Annotated in this window: 15 protein-coding genes and 2 tRNA genes; 9 read left to right on the top strand and 8 right to left on the bottom strand. The window is 66.2% G+C overall.

The window, feature by feature from the left end:
* Positions 1–25: 25 nt before the first annotated feature.
* From IAU68_RS09070 to IAU68_RS09050, 5 genes are all read right to left on the bottom strand, one after another.
* A complete protein-coding gene (locus IAU68_RS09070; protein ID WP_171192968.1) occupies positions 26–1081 on the bottom strand; it encodes an HNH endonuclease signature motif containing protein in 1056 nt (351 codons plus the stop codon).
* A gap of 114 nt (positions 1082–1195) precedes the next feature.
* Entirely contained in the window at positions 1196–2461 is a 1266-nt protein-coding gene (locus tag IAU68_RS09065; RefSeq protein ID WP_171192967.1) for a cytochrome b/b6 domain-containing protein, read from the bottom strand.
* A complete protein-coding gene (locus tag IAU68_RS09060; RefSeq protein ID WP_171192966.1) occupies positions 2461–3390 on the bottom strand; it encodes an electron transfer flavoprotein subunit alpha/FixB family protein in 930 nt (309 codons plus the stop codon). The genes IAU68_RS09065 and IAU68_RS09060 overlap by 1 nt, the downstream gene beginning before the upstream one ends.
* Positions 3391–3399: 9 nt before the next feature.
* Positions 3400–4176 carry an electron transfer flavoprotein subunit beta/FixA family protein gene (locus IAU68_RS09055; protein ID WP_171192965.1) on the bottom strand — a complete coding sequence of 259 codons (777 nt, stop codon included), beginning with the start codon at positions 4174–4176 and terminating at the stop codon, positions 3400–3402.
* Between the two features lie 52 nt (positions 4177–4228).
* Positions 4229–5002 carry a DUF1542 domain-containing protein gene (locus tag IAU68_RS09050; RefSeq protein ID WP_171192964.1) on the bottom strand — a complete coding sequence of 258 codons (774 nt, stop codon included), beginning with the start codon at positions 5000–5002 and terminating at the stop codon, positions 4229–4231.
* Positions 5003–5080: 78 nt separating this feature from the next.
* Here IAU68_RS09050 and IAU68_RS09045 point away from each other — a divergent pair.
* The 5 genes from IAU68_RS09045 to IAU68_RS09025 all read left to right on the top strand — a co-directional run bounded on the left by IAU68_RS09045 (position 5081) and on the right by IAU68_RS09025 (position 8218).
* A tRNA-Gly gene (locus IAU68_RS09045) sits at positions 5081–5155 on the top strand.
* Positions 5156–5298: 143 nt separating this feature from the next.
* Positions 5299–5372, top strand: a tRNA-Pro gene (locus IAU68_RS09040).
* A gap of 82 nt (positions 5373–5454) precedes the next feature.
* A complete protein-coding gene (gene tig / locus IAU68_RS09035; RefSeq protein WP_171192963.1) occupies positions 5455–6807 on the top strand; it encodes a trigger factor in 1353 nt (450 codons plus the stop codon).
* Positions 6808–6970: 163 nt separating this feature from the next.
* Positions 6971–7567, top strand: a complete 597-nt coding sequence (locus IAU68_RS09030; RefSeq protein ID WP_171192962.1) for an ATP-dependent Clp protease proteolytic subunit — start codon at positions 6971–6973, stop codon at positions 7565–7567.
* A 30-nt stretch (positions 7568–7597) separates the two neighbouring features.
* Positions 7598–8218: an ATP-dependent Clp protease proteolytic subunit gene (locus IAU68_RS09025; RefSeq protein WP_171192961.1), complete on the top strand. Its 621-nt coding sequence runs from the start codon at positions 7598–7600 to the stop codon at positions 8216–8218.
* A 72-nt stretch (positions 8219–8290) separates the two neighbouring features.
* On the opposite strand, the gene IAU68_RS09020 is transcribed toward IAU68_RS09025, so the two are convergent.
* Together IAU68_RS09020 and IAU68_RS09015 are read right to left on the bottom strand one after the other, a co-directional pair.
* Positions 8291–8932, bottom strand: a complete 642-nt coding sequence (locus IAU68_RS09020) for a hypothetical protein (protein WP_171192960.1) — start codon at positions 8930–8932, stop codon at positions 8291–8293.
* 47 nt (positions 8933–8979) lie between these two features.
* Complete coding sequence (locus IAU68_RS09015; RefSeq protein WP_171192959.1) at positions 8980–9747, bottom strand: alpha/beta fold hydrolase; 768 nt, start codon at positions 9745–9747, stop codon at positions 8980–8982.
* Between the two features lie 124 nt (positions 9748–9871).
* Here IAU68_RS09015 and clpX point away from each other — a divergent pair, with 124 nt between their 5' ends.
* Positions 9872–11146, top strand: coding sequence for an ATP-dependent Clp protease ATP-binding subunit ClpX (gene clpX / locus IAU68_RS09010; RefSeq protein WP_171192958.1), 1275 nt, complete (start codon positions 9872–9874; stop codon positions 11144–11146).
* On the opposite strand, the gene IAU68_RS09005 is transcribed toward clpX, so the two are convergent.
* Positions 11143–11847, bottom strand: a complete 705-nt coding sequence (locus tag IAU68_RS09005) for a TetR/AcrR family transcriptional regulator (RefSeq protein WP_171192957.1) — start codon at positions 11845–11847, stop codon at positions 11143–11145. The genes clpX and IAU68_RS09005 overlap by 4 nt on opposite strands.
* A gap of 144 nt (positions 11848–11991) precedes the next feature.
* Here IAU68_RS09005 and IAU68_RS09000 point away from each other — a divergent pair, with 144 nt between their 5' ends.
* Genes IAU68_RS09000 through IAU68_RS08990 form a run of 3 tightly spaced genes read left to right on the top strand, consistent with a single transcriptional unit; the run spans position 11992 to position 17259 of the window.
* Positions 11992–12963, top strand: a complete 972-nt coding sequence (locus IAU68_RS09000; protein ID WP_171192956.1) for a malate dehydrogenase — start codon at positions 11992–11994, stop codon at positions 12961–12963.
* 13 nt (positions 12964–12976) lie between these two features.
* A complete protein-coding gene (locus IAU68_RS08995) occupies positions 12977–15673 on the top strand; it encodes a valine--tRNA ligase (RefSeq protein ID WP_171192955.1) in 2697 nt (898 codons plus the stop codon).
* Positions 15673–17259, top strand: coding sequence for a bifunctional folylpolyglutamate synthase/dihydrofolate synthase (locus tag IAU68_RS08990; protein WP_171192954.1), 1587 nt, complete (start codon positions 15673–15675; stop codon positions 17257–17259). The genes IAU68_RS08995 and IAU68_RS08990 overlap by 1 nt, the downstream gene beginning before the upstream one ends.
* Positions 17260–17262 lie beyond the last annotated feature (3 nt).

The raw sequence follows: 17262 nt of genomic DNA, 5'->3' as shown, positions 1-17262 counted from the left end.
GCCCGCTCGGTGGCGGGGTATTCGGCTAGGTGAAGAGTTGTTCCATGGCGCCGGGGGTGTCGTTTTCTACCGGTGTGCCCCCAGGCGATACCCAAATCGGGGTGCCGTCTCTGATGCGGATGCGCCCGTATCTTCGCACCTCGGGGTCGTCGTCATTCCTACCGTTGTGGAACCGGCACAACGGCACCAGATTCGCCAGGTTGGTCTCCCCGCCGAAGCGCCACGCGTCGATATGATGCATCTCGCACGAATCAGCCCCGTGCCGGCAGCCCGGCACCGGACACGTGGGCGTCATCATCGACGCCAATACCCGCTGCTTGTCGTTGGCAAAGCGCGCCGTGCGGTACAAATTCACCGCACCTTCCACCGGGTGGAAGGCGGCGACTTCCAACGCCTCGCCGAACTCCTGTTGCAGAAACTCCGCCCCGGTCATCGTGGTGCCATCCGTCAGCGTGAGCACCACTTCGTCGCCAGCGCCGGACTGAATGCGCGTCCACTCCGGAAACGGCACCATAATGATCGGCCGTGGTACCGCACGCGCCACACCGCCACCCTCAACGTCGCCGTCGCCGCGCAGCAGACGCACCAGCGCATCAGCCATCTGCTCGGCTGCGGGCAGATCCGGGTTGATCACAGAGCGCAACGCGAACTCCAAATCGGCGATGTCGCGCTGGTTGTACGTCAACGCCACCGTGCGCATCCCGCCACGGGTCTTGGTGAACCGGCACGCCTTTTTCGGGGCGGGTTTCTCAGCACCGATCAGGCTGTCGGCAAGCCGTGACAACGCATCATAACGGCCGGAAAACTCGAGCAGCTCCAGTCGCAGCCGCCACCGCTCGGCAGGATCCGACACCACCGACAGTTTCCGTTCGATCAACCCCAACTGGTCCAACGGCATCGACCCCGCTGCCTTGCGCGCTGAAGCTTGTTTGCGGGTGAACTTCGTTTTGCCGAAGTAGACGTCGTGCACGCGAGACCAATCCTTCACACGCGACGGGGCCACGCCAGCATTCAGCGCGGTGTCGCGGTCGAAGTCGGCCAGATCCGCCAAACGCGGGCCGAGAAGGTCTGCAAAAGCCATGACCCAAACGCTAAAGCCGCCCCCAACGACCCAACAAGGCCCAACAAAAAATCTGTGGATAACCCACCGGCACACGCCGGAAAGTTATCCACAGATTGGCAAACCCCTTGACAGCTACCGCTTGGTCACTTTGCCGGTCAGTTTGGCAAGTGGCGCCGCAAACGACCCGCGGGCAACGAACCACCCGAGCGCGGTCACAGCCAGTGCCAGCAGGAACACCAGCACGCCGATCCAGTCCGACGACTCGCGCGCAGTGAACATGCCGTTCATGTTCGAGCGCACGCCGGTGGTCAGCACGAGGAAGACGTGGATGGCGATGAATACCAGGAAGTAGATCATCGTCGGGAAGTGCACGGCGCGCGCCCACGCGACGGGCACCCCGGTCCACGACTTCGGCCACATGGAGCTCATGCGGAACCCGGACACGATCGCCAGCGGCGATGCGATGAACACGGTGAGGAAGTAGAACAGTTCCTGCAGCGCGTTGTACGCCACCCAGCTGCGCTCGTTCGGCCAGTCCAGCGCGAGGTATTGCAGGCCGGCGGAGATGGCGTTCGGGATGGCCTCCCAGCTCGTCGGCACGATGCGCATCCATTGGCCGGTGGTAAACAGCAGCACGTAGAACACGACGCCGAGCACGACCCACGCGATGTCGAGGGTTTGGTGCAGCCATTGCGTCAGCGAGATCTTGCGTCCGCGTTTCGACGTCCAATAGCCCGCCGGCCGCTTCTCCCTCCGCACGTCGATGCCGGTTTTGATGATCATCGCCATGAGGAACATGTTGAAGAAGTGCGCCCAGTTCAGCCACGCGGGGAAGCCGACGGGGGCGTTGTCGGGAAGCGGCTGGGTGCCGTCGTAACGCTCGACGAAGTCGGCGCCGGTGTCGGTGCCGATAAACCAGCGCGCCCCGAGGATCGCAACCACTGCCAGCAGTGCGAGAGCCACGAGCCATCGCTTATCGACGACCCCACGCCCCCGCTCCGCCTCCACCGGTTCAGGCTTCGGCGTAGCGGCGGCAGCAGGTGCCGGGGCCGGTGCTGGTGCCGGTTCGGCTACCGGTGCGGGCTCAGCTGCGGGCGCAGCGGCCTCCGGCGGCGCGGCGACGCGCACGGTGCCAGCGGGCGGCCACCCGTCGCCGCCGGCGACACGTGGCAGGCCGCGGCGCAGCGGCACCTCGACGGTGTTTTCGGCGGACGCGGCAGCAGCGGTGTCGGCAGCAACAGGCGCGGCAGCAACCGGCGGCCACGGCTCGCCGCCTGGCACGCGCGGCAGGCCCTGGCGCATTGCCGGGGCTGGTGCGGGGGCGGGGGTGTCGTCGATAAGCGGGGGCCATGGCTCGCCGCCGGGAACGCGGGGCAGGCCGCGACGGAGTTGGACCATTACTTGCGTGCCTCGATTTCGGAGATAATGTCCGGCACCAGGTCGAAGATGTCGCCGACGATGCCGAAGTCTGCGATGTCGAAGATGGGGGCGTCCTCGTCGTTGTTGATCGCCAGGATGTGGTCCGCGGTCTGCATGCCCACGAGGTGCTGGACCGCGCCGGAGATGCCGATGCCGATGTAGAGCTTTGGGCTGACGACCACGCCGGTCTGGCCGATCTGCGCCTCGTAGTCCACCTGGTCTTCGTCGACGGCGGAGCGGGTTGCGCCGACCGCGGCGCCGAGGGTGTCGGCGAGTCCGCCGACGAGCTGTTCGAACATGTCGGCATCGCCAAGCGAGACACCGCCGGCGACGACCTTGTCGGCGGTGAGCAGGTCGGGGCGGGTGGAGGTGCGCTCGACCGGGGTGGCCGAGACGACCTCGACGACGCGTCGGCCGGAGGCCTCGACGGGCAACTCGCGCACCTCGGGCGAGGCAGCCGCGGCGCGGGTTTCCACGGCACCTGCGCGCAGTGTGATCACCGGCGCGGAGTGGGTCGCGGCGGCGGTGGCGTTGTAGGCGCCGCCGAAGTTCTGGTGGTCGGTGACGATGCCCTCATCGTCGCGGCGCACAGCCACGGCGTCGGTGAGCAGCGCCCTATCCGCACGCACGGCGACGCGGCCGGCGACTTCGCGCCCGCGCACGGAGTGGGAAAACAACACGGCGGCGGGGTTGATGGTGTCGATGGCGGCGGCGGTGGCGTCGGCAAGCGGCGCGTCGGAGACCAGCACCGTCGCCGCACCCAGCTCGCCCAAGGCGTCGGCGTGGGCGGTGGCGTCGGTAAGCACGACGGGCGTGCCGAGTTCGGACGCGGCGCCGATCAGCTCGGCGGCGCCGTGGTCGAGGCCGCCGTTAAAGGAGCGGTCCGGGACAACGAGAATTTCAGTCATGGGGGCTCCTTAGATGAGGTTGTTGTCTTCGAGGTAGTCGACAAAGCGGGCGGCGGCGGTGGAGTTACCGTCGATGATCTCGCCGCGCTCGCGAGCAGCGCGCTTGTCAATCGCGACCATGATCGCGCGCGGGTGGGTGAAATCCTCCGCGTCCACGCCCAGATCCGCCAGCGTGACGGCGTTGAGTTCCTTCTTCTTCGCCGCCATGAGCCCCTTGAAGTTGGGGTAGCGGGCGTCGGCGAATTCGTCGGCCACCGCAACCACCGCGGGCAGGTCGGCACGCAGTTCGACCACCGCGCCATCAGAGGCTTGCGTCGCGCTTATCGACGACCCCGTCACCGCCGCTTCCGTCACATTCGTCAGCACCGGCCAGTCGAGGTGCTCGGCGATCATCGGGGCGACAACACCGGTGCCGCCGTCCGAGGACATCGCGCCGGCGACCACCAGGTCGTAGCCGTTTTGGCGCACGAGCGCGGATAGCACCTCGGCGGTCAGCGTCACGTCGGCGCCGATCAGGGCGTCGTCGGAAACCAGGTACGCATCGGAGGCGCCCATGGCGATGCCGCGGCGCACGGAGTCGGCGGCGGTGTCGAGGCCGACGCTTAGGATTTCGACCACGGTGTCGTCGTCAAGCGACTCTGCGATGCGCAGGGCGGCCTCTACGGCGCGCTCGCCGACCTCGTCGGCAACGACGTCGCCCGAACGGTCCGTCAAGCCCGTCTCGAGGTTCATCTCGCGGTCGCTGTAGGTGTCCGGCACCTCTTTCAGCAGCACGGCAATACGCACGGCCACTCCTTATAGCTAGGGGTTAGGCAATCGTGCGCAGCTTAGCGCACTGTTAAAAGTCGAAGCCGCCGAAGTCGAAGCCGCCGCCGAAGTCGCCAAAATCCCCGCCGAAATCGCCGCCGGCATCCCCCATGTCACCCATGTCTCCCATGCCCTCGGCGCCCGCGCCCGCGTCGCCCAGGCCGCCGGCCTCAAACGCCTCAGCCGAAGCAGCACCGGACATGCCCGCGAACATGGTGGAGTAGAACATCATCGACGACGCCGCCCACATGCCCGTCATCATCGCCGGGGCCCACCATGCAGTGGAGTACCAACCGGCCGGAACCGGGCGCCCGGCAACCGCGCCGCCGGGGTAGTAGTGCGGGGTCGCCTCGGTGGCCACCGGCGATGCGGTGACCACGGTGCCGTCTTCCTGGCGCACGCTGCGCTCCTCGGTCACGCGCCCCGCCTGGCGCTGGCCTTCCAATTCAGGCAGCGCGGGGCCGGCGGGCAGCCCCATGATCTCGCGGGCGGCGTTGACGTAGTGTAGCCCCTCCAGCGCGGATTCGCGCGCGAGCATGGCCTGCTTGGGCGTGCGGGCGTCGGCAAGCCCTGCGGAAGCTGCGTTAAAACGCTCGGACGCGTCCGCCATCGCCTGGGTGGAGGCGGCGTCGTTGCCGGATAAGTTGAGCACCTGCGAGCCCAGCCGGTCGGTCCAGCGCTTCGCGTCCGCGTACGCGTCGTCGAACGAGACCTGCTGGCGCTGCTGCACTTGACGACGACCCCCCGACGACGGCAGCGCAAACAGCGCGCCGACGACGAGAACGATGAGCAGTAGACCGAGCATGGCTCCTCCTAAAATTCGTTGCTGTTTGGTTCAACGCATGCGCCTGCGCTAAAGTTCCTGGCAGCGATTTTCGCACATGGGAATGTCGTATAGTGGCTAATACCTCAGCCTTCCAAGCTGAAGACGCGGGTTCGATTCCCGTCATTCCCTCCAAGGGTAGACGCCGGTTCCGGTTGCGGGGCCGGCGTTTTTGTGCCCTTAATGCGAGGGGTGTTTTAACCCCCGCTACAATGTACGACCTGAGCCGCGTGCGGGCATTCCAATCCGGCTCATACCGTGGCGGTTTAGCCGCCAACCGGGGCGTGGCGCAGTTTGGTAGCGCACCTGCTTTGGGAGCAGGGGGTCGCAGGTTCAAATCCTGTCGCCCCGACAACGGCGGGTCCGCAGTAATGCGGGCCCGCCACATAAAAACCATCTGACACTCGTTGTTCGAACAAGTACAGGAGAAACCCGTGAAGACTAACGTCGAAAAGCTCAGCGACACCCGCGTGAAGCTCAACGTCAGCGTGCCGTTCGACGAGCTGGGCCCGGAGATCGACCAGGCGTACAAGGCGATCTCCCAGCAGGTCAACATCCCGGGCTTCCGCCGTGGCAAGGCCCCGCGCCAGCTCATTGACGCCCGCTTCGGCCGCGGCCCGATCCTCGAGCAGGTTGTCAACGACATGCTGCCGACCCGCTACGAGACCGCGCTCGCAGAGAACGACATCAACCCGCTCGGCCAGCCGGAGATCGACATCACCAAGATCGAGGACAACGACGTTGTCGAGTTCACCGCTGAGGTCGACGTCCGCCCGGAGATCACCGTGCCGGACTTCTCCAAGATCGACGTCACCGTGCCGGAGCTCAAGGTCGACGACGAGGCTGTCGACGCCGAGCTGGACACCCTGCGTGAGCGCTTCGGTGAGCTGAAGGACACCAAGCGCAAGCTCAAGACCAACGACTTCGCCATCATCGACCTCGAGGCGACCGTCGACGGCGAGAAGCTCGACGACGCATCCGCCGAGGGCCTGACCTACCGCGTCGGCGCCGACGACCTGCTCGACGGCCTGGACAAGGCACTGCGCGGCCTGAAGTCCGGCGAGGAGGGCGAGTTCACCTCCAAGATTCAGTACGGCGACCACAAGGGCGAGGAAGCCAACGTTAAGGTCACCGTCAAGCAGACCAAGGAGCGCAAGCTGCCCGAGCTTGACGACGAGTTCGCGCAGATGGCCTCCGAGTTCGACACCGTCGACGAGCTGCGTAACTCCACCCGCGAGCAGGTCGAGGAGAACGCGAAGGCGCAGCAGGCCGCCGACATCCGCGACGAGGTGCTCAAGGCCGCCCTCTCCCAGGTCGAGTTCGCGCTGCCGGAGTCGATCGTCGACGAGCAGGTGCACAACCAGCTCCACCAGCTGCTCGGCCAGATGGCCCACGACGAGAACGCGCTGGCGCAGATGCTCGAGGCGCAGGGTACGACCCGCGAGGAGTTTGACAAGCAGTCCCGCGAGCAGGCCGAGGAGTCTGTGCGCACCCAGCTGTTCCTCGACGCCGTCGCCGAGGAGGAAAAGCCGGAGGTCTCCCAGCAGGAGCTCACCGACCACATCCTGTTCACGGCGCAGTCCTACGGCATGGACCCGAACCAGTTCGTCGCCCAGCTGCAGCAGTCCGGCCAGATTGCCAACCTGTTCTCCGACGTGCGCCGCGGCAAGGCTCTCGCCGCCGCCATCTCGCGCACCTCGGTGAAGGACGAGGCCGGCAACAAGGTCGATCCGAACGAGTACTTCGGCGAGATCGAGGAAGAGGACGAGGCAGAGTCCGAAGACTAATTTTCTACGCCTTTTAAGCGGCCGGGAGCGATCATGCTTCCGGCCGCTTTTGCGTTGCTGAAAAGAGTGGCCCGTACGCCGGTAGCGAACAGGCTCGGAGTTGGCAGAGCTGCCGAGTAGGGTAGTGGCGTTACACGACAAAACTAGCGAAGGAGCATCTGCCATGACTTCCCCGACTCAAGGCATGAACTTGGGAGACTCGGTGTACGAGCGCCTCCTGCGGGAGCGCATCATTTTCCTGGGTCAGCAGGTGGACGATGAGATCGCCAACAAGCTCTGCGCCCAGATCCTGCTGCTCTCGGCAGAGGATCGGACCCGCGACATCAACCTTTACATCAACTCGCCGGGCGGCTCCGTGACCGCCGGTATGGCGATTTACGACACGATGAAGTACTCCCCGTGCGACATCGCCACCTACGGCATGGGCCTGGCCGCCTCCATGGGCCAGTTCCTGCTCTCCGGCGGCACCAAGGGCAAGCGTTACGCCCTGCCGCACGCGCGCATCATGATGCACCAGCCGTCTGCAGGTGTGGGCGGCACCGCTGCCGATATCGCGATCCAGGCAGAGCAGTTCGCGTCGACGAAGCGCGAGATGGCCGAGCTCATCGCTGAGCACACCGGCCAGTCCTTCGAACAGATCACCAAGGACTCTGACCGCGACCGCTGGTTCACCGCGCTCGAGGCCAAGGAGTACGGCATCGTGGACCACGTCATCGAGAACGCCGCCCAGGCCGGCGAGCACTCTATCGGCGAAAACTAAGGCACACGAGGATTCAAGGAGATAACGACTATGACTTTCCAAATGCCCAGCTCCCGCTACGTGCTGCCGCAGTTCCTCGAGGAAACCAGTTTCGGCACGAAGCAGATCGACCCCTACGGCAAGCTGTTTGAGGAGCGCATCGTCTTCCTCGGCACCCAGGTCGACGACACGTCCGCGAACGACATCATGGCGCAGCTGCTCGTGCTCGAGTCCCAGGATCCGGATCGCGACATCACCATGTACATCAACTCCCCGGGCGGTTCGTTCACCGCGCTGATGGCGATTTACGACACGATGCAGTACGTCCGCCCCGACGTACAGACCGTCTGCCTCGGCCAGGCCGCCTCTGCGGCTGCGGTGATCCTCGCCGCCGGTGCGCCGGGCAAGCGCGCGGCACTGCCGAACTCGCGCGTGCTCATCCACCAGCCGGCCACCCAAGGCACCCAGGGCCAGGTCTCGGACCTGGAGATCCAGGCCGCTGAGATCGACCGCATGCGCCGCCTGATGGAAAACACGTTGGCACACCACACGGGCCGCACGGCGGACCAGGTGCGCATCGACACCGACCGCGACAAGATCCTCACCGCCGAAGAGGCCGTGGAGTACGGGATCATCGATCAGGTCTTCGACTACCGCAAGCTCAACGGTTAGCAACACAAAAAGCGCCCGGCCAGGGCGCTTTTTAGCTTGTGGGGGTTACTCCTCGGTGTCGGTCTCGACGACCTAGGCCTCATCCTCGGCTGGGGCGTTGTCGTCGCAGAATTGCACCGCGTTTTGGATCTGCGCCGGAGCGCCCTCGAAGTCCTCGCGCGACCAGCACACGCCGTTCGAGGTGTCCTGCGGGTCCACCGACGCCCAGCCGTTGCCGCGGGCGGTCCAGTAGTAGTCCTGGCCGTCCGGGGTGACGGTGCGAGCCCACTCGCGGTCGCAGAACGTGGAGTACTCGTCGCCGGAGCCCTGGGAGCCCTGCGACGGCCACGCACACGCCGCGCCCGGCTCGTCCTGGGCGACGACCTCGCGCGCCGGCGCCGGCTCCGGCTCGCGCACGGCGTTGCCGGAGCCGCCGGAACCGCCGGAGCTGCTCGAGCGGCGGCTGGAGGACTTCGTCGATGTCCTCTTCGACGACGAGGTCTTCGACGAGGTCGACTTGCTTGACGACGATTTCGTGGTCGTCGACGAGGTTGTCGCCTCCTCGTCGTCGTTCTCGGTGGTCGTCGGCGTCGGGGTCGGCGTGGTGCTGGTCTGCGGGAAGTCGAGCACCGGCTCCGCGATGCGCACCTCGTCTTCCGAGTTTCCGCAGGCAGGAAGGACCGCCACGGCGATCATGGCTGCGGACAAAGCGGCGAGTGTGCGGCGGCGTTTCACGAGTCGGACTTCCTTTCAGGCACGGACAACTTCTTTAGGCTAGCTGATTACTCCGCTAGGAACGAGGTCAGTGCGGAGTTGAACGCGTCGGGGTTTTCAATTGCCACCTGGTGCGCCCCCGGCGAGATGACCACGGAGCGCACCGGGCCGGACACGCCCTTGGCAATGGTGTCCAAGTCCGCCGGGCTGGTCGACGCGTCATCGGCGCCGGCGATGGTGAGCACCGGGCAGGTGATTTTTGGCAGCTCCGCCTCGAAGTCCCAGGTTGCGAGGGCGTCGCCGTTTTGGGCGTAGCCTTCGTCGTCGATGCGCTCGACCATGTCGTGCACCCAGCGCACCTCGTCGGCGTGGGATTGGCGGAAGGCGTCGGTAAACCACGCCTGCATGAGTGCCCCTGCGAGCGCGCCGGTGCCGTCGCGGCGCACGATGCCGCAGCGCTCGGCCCAGCGCTCCTCACCGCCGAGGTACGTGGCGGTGGCGGCGAACACTGCCTTGTCCACGCGGTCGGTGTTGGCCGCAAGCCACTGGGCGATCGCGCCGCCGAACGACAGGCCGACGACGCAGAAACGACCCACCCCGGCGGCATCGAGCGCGTCAAGGACATCGCGCGCCAAGTCCTCGACACCGGCCGGCCGGGTGTTTGGAGTGGGGGAGTCGCCGTGCCCGCGATGGTCGACAGCGACGACGCGGTAGTCGTCGGCAAGCACTGCGATCTGCTTGTTCCAGGCTTCGTGGGTGGTGGCAATCGAGCTCAGCAGCACGACGGTGCGCGCCGCATCAGGGTTTCCGAATTCGGTGGTGTGCAACGTTGTCATGCTCCCCATGTGGCCCTTTTGGGCGGGAACTGTTTCGCGTCGTCACGCGTTGTAGGGTGAGGCATTCACGACCCACTAAACTTGGGTCTGTTTACGGCGAAAATACAGGAGTAGATACGCGCATATGGCAACCACGCACGACAGCGCCAGCCTTCTGAAGTGCTCTTTTTGCGGTAAGAGCCAGCAGCAGGTCCGCAAGCTCATCGCGGGCGGAGGCGTGTACATCTGCGACGAGTGCATCGAGCTGTGCAACGAGATCATCGAAGAAGAGCTCGCCGGCGCGGAGCGTCAGGAAGACACCGGCGAGCGACTGCCGCGCCCGAGCGAGATCACCGCGTTTTTGGACGAGTATGTCATCGGCCAGGACGCCGCGAAGCGCACGCTGGCGGTGGCGGTGTACAACCACTACAAGCGCATCCGGGCCGAGGGGTCGAATGTGACCTCGCGCTCGCGCGACGAAGACGTGGAGATCGCCAAGTCCAACATCTTGCTGCTCGGCCCGACCGGCTCCGGTAAGACGTATCTGGCGCAGACGCTGGCACGCATGCTCAACGTGCCGTTCGCGATTGCCGACGCCACCAGCCTCACCGAGGCCGGCTACGTCGGCGAGGACGTGGAGAACATCCTGCTCAAACTGCTGCAGGCGGCGGATTTCGACGTCAACCGCGCGCAGCACGGCATCATTTACGTCGACGAGGTGGACAAGATCTCGCGCAAGTCCGAAAACCCGTCGATCACTCGCGACGTCTCCGGCGAGGGCGTGCAGCAGGCGCTTTTGAAGATCCTCGAGGGCACGACCGCCTCCGTGCCGCCGCAGGGCGGGCGCAAACACCCGAACCAGGAGTTCATCCAGGTGGATACCTCGAACATCCTGTTCATCGTCGCCGGCGCGTTCGCCGGTCTGGACAAAGTGGTTGCCGAGCGCGTGGGCAAGAAGGGCATTGGCTTCGGCGCGGAGATCGACTCCAAGTCCGAGCGTGACGAGGCAAACCTGATGAGCCAGGTTCAGCCCGGCGACCTGGTGAAGTTCGGCCTGATCCCGGAGTTTATCGGCCGTTTGCCGATCATCGCGCACGTGGACGACCTGGACCGCGAGTCTATGAAGCGCGTGCTCACCGAGCCGAAGAATTCGCTGGTGAAGCAGTACAAGCGCCTGTTTGCCATGGACGGTGCGGAGCTGACCGTCACCGACGAGGCCCTCGGCGTGATTGCGGACAAGGCGGCCGAGCGCAAGACCGGCGCCCGCGGCCTGCGCGCGATCATGGAGGAGCTGCTCGTGCCTGTGATGTACGAGCTGCCGGACCGCGACGGGGTTGCCGAGGTCGTCGTCGACGAGGCGGCCGCGCGCGGGGATGCTGAGCCGAAGTTCCTCGAGGCGGAAGAAAAGCAGTCGGCTTAGACGATCCCGCCGTCGGCGCTGTAAATGCCGGCGTGGTCTTCCACCGACGCCGGGCTGGACTCCAGATAGGACTCGTAGCCGGAGTGGGGGATGTTGGACGTTAAAAACGTCAGCACGGTGTCGATGACCATGCGTCGCATCCCGTCGACGTTGCGGCGGCTTTCCAGGTCGACGTCACTCACGCTCAGGGCGGTCAGTCCGTTGCCGATGCGGAAGAAACACAGCGACGCGATCAGCGTCAGCAGGTCCACCGCGGAAATGCCGGGGCGGAAGGCGCCGGCGTCCTGGCCGGCGAGCAGGAGCCGCTCGACGTGGAGCAGCACGTCGTTCGCCTCGGCGAGCGTTGCCGCGTCCTCCTCGGCGGCCACCGGGTCGAGGTTTTCGCGCAGGATGAGCCGCACCGCGTCCGGGTTGTCCAAAAACGCGTGGTAGAGCGCGTCCACGTAGCGGCGCATCCCCTCCACCGGCGCGGCGTAGGAACGGTTGGAGATCTCCGCCGGCGGGGCGATCCGCCCGCTCGCCTCCTTCAGCGCCGCCAGATAGAGGCCGCGCTTGTCGCCGAAGTGGTAGTGGATCATGCGCTTGGTCATGCCGGTCTTCTTTGCCAGGCCGTCCAACTTCACGCCCGAGTAGCCGCGCCGGGCGAATGCGGACACGGCGGCGCGCACGACCGATTCGGGCGAAGGCGCTTCGTCGACCATGTCCTAATAAACCCCGTTTCCGCGTCGCGCGTGAATAATGTCTGCCCCATATCGTGCCCCAAGACCGTGCGAGTGAGAAGCATATTGCCCCCTGCGGGGGTAAGTTGAGTAGCGATCAACCGACAGAAACGAGGAGGTCCCTCCATGACCAAGGCACCTGTGAACGTCGTCGTCACCGGCGCGGCCGGCAACATCGCGTACTCGCTGCTGTGGCGCATTGCCGACGGCGACGTGTTCGGCCCGGACACGCCTGTTAATCTGACCCTGCTTGAGATCCCGGCTGCGGTGCGTGCGGCGGAGGGCACCGCGATGGAACTATCCGACTCGGCGCTGCCGTTGATTAGCGGGATCACGGTGACGGATTCTGCGAGCCTGGCGTTCGACGGCGCGCAGGCCGCGTTCCTCGTCGGCGCGAAGCCGCGCGGCAAGGGCGAATCGCGCGCGGACATGCTTTCGGCCAACGGCAAGATCTTCATCGGCCAGGGCCAGGCGATCAACGAGAACGCCGCCGACGACGTCCGCGTTTTGGTGGTGGGCAACCCGGCGAACACCAACGCCTACATCGCCAACAAGGCCGCCCCGGACGTGCCGGCGGACCGCTTCAACGCGATGATGCGCCTCGACCACAACCGTGCGCTGTCGATGCTGGCGCAAAAGCTTGAGATCTGGCCGAACGACATCGAGCGCCTCGTGGTGTGGGGCAATCACGGCGACACCCAGTTCCCGGACATCACTTACGCCACGGTGGACGGCACCCCGGTTCAGGTGGATCGCACCTGGTACACCGACGAGTTCATCCCGCGGGTGGCCAAGCGCGGCGCGGAGATCATCGAGGTGCGCGGCAAGTCCTCGGCCGCTTCTGCCGCCTCCGCCGCGGTGGACCACATGCGCGACTGGGTGCAGGGCACCGCCGGCAAGTGGACCACCGCCGCGATCCCGTCGACGGGCCAGTACGGCGTGGACGAAGGCCTCGTGTTCGGCTTCCCGGTGGTGGGGGAGAACGGGGCGTGGGAGGTCGTCGAGAAGCTCACGCTTGACGACGAGCAACGCCGCCGCGTCGACGCCAACATCGACGCACTGAAGCAGGAGGCGGCGATCGCCGACGAGCTGTTTTAGGCGGCTCGTTAAGATGGGGCGCGTGACTGAGAACAATCTGAACCGCGCCGACGCGCTGCCGAAGTCGTGGGAGCCCGGCGACCACGAACGCGACCTCTACGAAGGCTGGGTGAGCGCCGGGTATTTCACCGCCGACGCCCACTCCGACAAGCCCGCGTACTCCATCGTGCTGCCGCCGCCGAACGTGACGGGTCAGCTGCACATGGGCCACGCGCTCGACCACACGCTGATGGACTCGCTCGTGCGCCGCAAGCGCATGCAGGGCTACGAGGTGCTGTGGCTGCCGGGCATGGACCACGCGGGTATCGCCACCCAGACCAAGGTGGAGGCGAAGCTCAAGGCCGAGGAGGGCAAGGACCGCTACGACTACGGCCGCGAGGAGTTCATCGACCGCGTCTGGGAGTGGAAGGAGCAGTACGGCGGCACGATTACGTCGCAGATGCGCGCGATCGGCGATTCCGTCGACTGGTCCCGCGAGCGCTTCACTCTGGACGAGGGGCTGTCGCGCGCGGTGCAGACGATTTTCAAGCAGCTTTACGACCGCGGCCTGGTCTACCGCGACTACCGCCTGGTGAACTGGTCGCCGGTGCTGGAAACCGCCGTCTCTGACATCGAGGTGGTGTACAAGGACGTCGAGGGCGAGTTCGTCTCCATCCGCTACGGCTCGCTTGACGACGACCAACCGCACCTCATCGTCGCCACCACCCGTGTGGAAACGATGCTGGGCGACGTCGCCATCGCCGTCCACCCGGACGACGAGCGGTATTCGCACCTGATCGGCGAAGTGTTTGACCACCCGCTGCGCGACGACCTGAAGATCGAGGTCATCGCCGACGATTACGTGGACATGGAACTGGGCACCGGTGCCGTGAAGATCACCCCGGCGCACGACCCGAACGACTACGAGATGGGCCTGCGCCACGACCTGGACATGCCGATCGTGATGGACGAGAAGGGCCGCATTGCCGATACCGGCACGCGCTTCGACGGCATGACGCGTGAGGATGCGCGCGTGGCGGTGCGCGAGGCGCTGGCTGAGCAGGGGCGCATTGTGAAGGAAATCCGCCCGTACGTGCACTCGGTGGGCCACTCGGAGCGCTCCGGCGAGCCGATCGAGCCGCGGCTTTCGCTGCAGTGGTTTGTCAAGGTCGACGAGTTGGCGAAGCTCTCCGGCGATGCCGTGCGCGAAGGCGACACGGCAATCCACCCGGATTCGTTGGAGAAGCGCTACTTCGACTGGGTGGACAACATGCACGACTGGACCATTTCGCGCCAGTTGTGGTGGGGCCACCGCATCCCGATCTGGTACGGCCCGGACGGAGATGTCGTCTGCGTCGGCCCGGATGAGGAGCCGCCGGCGGGCTACGAGCAGGACCCGGATGTGCTGGACACCTGGTTCTCGTCGGCGCTGTGGCCGTTTTCCACCATGGGCTGGCCGGACAAGACGCCGGATCTTGAGAAGTTCTATCCCACGACCGTTCTGGTCACCGCGTACGACATCCTGTTTTTCTGGGTGGCGCGCATGATGATGTTCGGCACGTTCGCCGGCCAGGAGACGCCGGAGATCTTGGGTGCCGGCAAGGAGGGCCGTCCGCAGATCCCGTTCCACCACCTGTACCTGCACGGCCTGGTGCGCGACGAAAAGGGCCGCAAGATGTCCAAGTCGCTGGGCAACGGCATCGACCCGATGGATTGGGTGGAGCAGTACGGCGCCGACGCGCTGCGTTTCGCCCTAGCTCGCGGCGCGAACCCGGGCGTGGATCTGCCGATCGGCGACGACCACGCCACCGCCGCCCGCAACTTCGCCACCAAGCTGTTCAACGCCACCAAGTTCGCGCTGATGAACGGCGCGCGTGTCGACGACCTCCCGGCCCGCGACGCACTCACCGACGCCGACCGCTGGATCCTCGACCGCGCCGAAGAACTGCGCGCCAAGGTGGACGCCTACCTGGACGACTACCAGTTTGCCAAGGCCAACGAGGCGCTCTACCACTTCGCGTGGGATGAGCTCTGCGACTGGTACCTGGAAATCGCCAAGACCCAGATCCCGCGGGACGGCGAGAGCGAGCAGGGCGAAAACACCAAGATCGTGCTCGGCCGCGTGCTCGACGTCGTGCTGCGCCTGCTGCACCCGACGATGCCGTTTATCACCGAGGTGCTGTGGAAGGCGCTCACCGGCGAGGACACGGTCACGCTCGCGCCGTGGCCGACCGCGGAGGACACCAATGGCGGCGCCGCAACCGACGAGGATGCCCGCCGTCGCATCGAGGATTCCATCAAGCTGATCACCGAGTTGCGCCGTTTCCGCTCCGACCAGGGTGTGAAGCCCTCGCAGAAAGTGCCGGCACGCCTCGACTTCGCCGCCGCCGACTTGGCGGGCCAGGAGGCGATGGTGCGCCAGATTGCCAAGGTGGAGGTGCCGGAAGACGGCTTTGAGTCGTCGGCAAGCATTGAGATGCGCCTGAGCAAGGTGAACCTGGATGTCGCGCTGGACACCTCCGGCACCGTCGACGTGGCCGCGGAGCGCAAGCGCCTGGAAAAGGAACTCGCGGCCGCGCAGAAGGAGCTCGACACCACCGGCGGCCAGCTGTCCAACGAGCAGTTCCTGGCCAATGCGCCGGAGCAGGTCGTGGAGAAGATCAAGGTGCGCCAGCAGGTCGCGCAGGAAGAGTTCGAGCGCGTCACCGCGCGTCTTGAGGCGCTGAAGTAATGACCGAATTCGACCGGGACGCGTACGAGGCACTGCGCGCGCAGCTTGGCGACGACGCCCTGGAGGGCCTCGACCCCGCCGACTTGGAGTCCGCGCGCGAGACCGACTTCGGCCAGTTGGAGATGACCGACTACGGCATCACGCTGAAGCTCGGCGAGGCTGCCCCGGCCGACGAGCCAGAGGAGCCCGCGCAGGCTGTGCCGGCGGAGGGGGATCACCCGGAGTTTGCGGATGTCGTCGCAACGCTGGATGCGCGGCAGGCAGCGAACGACCCGAACCCGTCGCTGGACCGCATCGCCATGCTGACGGACTTTTTGGGCACCCCGCAGCAGTCCTTCGACGTCATCCACGTCGCCGGCACGAACGGCAAGACGTCGACGGCGCGGATGGCGGAGTCGCTGCTGCGCGCGCTGAACCGCCGTACCGGGCTGTTCACGTCGCCGGAGTTGGAGCGGGTCACCGAGTGCATCGTCATCGATGGCGAGGAGATCTCCCAGACCCGGTTCGTGGAAATCTTCCGCGACATCGAGCCGTACGTCGAGATGGTGGACCAGACGTTCGCGGAGCGCGGCGAGGCGACGATGAGCCGGTTCGAGGTGCTCGTCGGCATCGCGTACGCGGCGTTCGCGGACGCGCCGGTGGACATCGCGGTCATCGAGGTCGGCATGGGCGGCACCTGGGACGCGACCAACGTGGTCGAGGCGGACGTGTCCGTGATCACCCCGGTTGGCATCGACCACCAGGCGTTTCTGGGCGACACGCTCGAGGAGATCGCGGCGCAAAAGGCCGGGATCATCAAGGCACGCGAGCGCGACGGGTACGGCCCGGCGGAAAACATCGCGATCGTCGCCGAGCAAGAGCCGGAGGCCATGCGCGTCATTTTGGAGCGCGCCGTTGAAACCGATGCCGCGGTGGCGCGCCTGGGCCGCGACTTCGCCGTCGACGAGGCGGGCGTCGCGGTCGGCGGCCAGCAGTTAAAGCTCAACGGGCTCGGCGGGCTCTACGACGACATCTTCCTGCCGCTGTCCGGCGCCCACCAGGCCGCAAATGCCGCGGTGGCGCTGGCTGCGGTGGAGAGCCTGTTCGGTGTGACGCGCCAGCAGCCGCTGGATCTGGATTCGGTGCGCCAGGGTTTTACCGAGGTCGCAGTCCCGGCCCGCGTGGAGCGCGTGTTGGGCGATCCGGTGGTGCTTATCGACGCCGCCCACAACCCCCACGGCGCGGCAACGCTCGCCGAGACGATGGGCCGCGACTTCAACTACCAGTCCGTCATCGGTGTGGTTTCCGTGTTCGCGGACAAGGACGCTCGCGCGATGCTCACCGCACTTGAGCCTGTGCTTGCCGACGTCATCATCACCCACAACACCGACCCCCGCGCCATGGACGCCCACGCATTGGCTGAGATCGCCTACGAGGTCTTCGGCGACGAGCGCGTGCGTGTCGACGACCACCTGCCCTCCGCAGTCGAACTGGCCATCGAGTTAGCCGAGGAGGAAGGCCCGGAAGGCGTCGGCGTGCTGGTCACTGGATCGGTGGCCACCGCAGGCCAGGCGCGGGCGTACCTGCGCAGCGCCCGGGGTGTGTAGGCC

It is taken from the genome of Corynebacterium lujinxingii (assembly GCF_014490555.1).
In the GTDB taxonomy this organism is placed as follows: Bacteria; Actinomycetota; Actinomycetes; order Mycobacteriales; family Mycobacteriaceae; genus Corynebacterium; species Corynebacterium lujinxingii.
This window is presented reverse-complemented; position numbering and strand designations above follow the sequence as displayed.

What these genes read in the sequence shown, in the direction of transcription:
- IAU68_RS09070 (WP_171192968.1), bottom strand. Translation starts at nt 1,081, where the DNA reads ATGGCTTTTGCAGACCTTCTCGGCCCGCGTTTGGCGGATCTGGCCGAC.
- IAU68_RS09065 (WP_171192967.1), bottom strand. Translation starts at nt 2,461, where the DNA reads ATGGTCCAACTCCGTCGCGGCCTGCCCCGCGTTCCCGGCGGCGAGCCA.
- IAU68_RS09060 (WP_171192966.1), bottom strand. Translation starts at nt 3,390, where the DNA reads ATGACTGAAATTCTCGTTGTCCCGGACCGCTCCTTTAACGGCGGCCTC.
- IAU68_RS09050 (WP_171192964.1), bottom strand. Translation starts at nt 5,002, where the DNA reads ATGCTCGGTCTACTGCTCATCGTTCTCGTCGTCGGCGCGCTGTTTGCG.
- IAU68_RS09030 (WP_171192962.1), top strand. Translation starts at nt 6,971, where the DNA reads ATGACTTCCCCGACTCAAGGCATGAACTTGGGAGACTCGGTGTACGAG.
- IAU68_RS09025 (WP_171192961.1), top strand. Translation starts at nt 7,598, where the DNA reads ATGACTTTCCAAATGCCCAGCTCCCGCTACGTGCTGCCGCAGTTCCTC.
- IAU68_RS09015 (WP_171192959.1), bottom strand. Translation starts at nt 9,747, where the DNA reads ATGACAACGTTGCACACCACCGAATTCGGAAACCCTGATGCGGCGCGC.
- clpX (WP_171192958.1), top strand. Translation starts at nt 9,872, where the DNA reads ATGGCAACCACGCACGACAGCGCCAGCCTTCTGAAGTGCTCTTTTTGC.
- IAU68_RS09005 (WP_171192957.1), bottom strand. Translation starts at nt 11,847, where the DNA reads ATGGTCGACGAAGCGCCTTCGCCCGAATCGGTCGTGCGCGCCGCCGTG.
- IAU68_RS09000 (WP_171192956.1), top strand. Translation starts at nt 11,992, where the DNA reads ATGACCAAGGCACCTGTGAACGTCGTCGTCACCGGCGCGGCCGGCAAC.
- IAU68_RS08995 (WP_171192955.1), top strand. Translation starts at nt 12,977, where the DNA reads ATGGGGCGCGTGACTGAGAACAATCTGAACCGCGCCGACGCGCTGCCG.
- IAU68_RS08990 (WP_171192954.1), top strand. Translation starts at nt 15,673, where the DNA reads ATGACCGAATTCGACCGGGACGCGTACGAGGCACTGCGCGCGCAGCTT.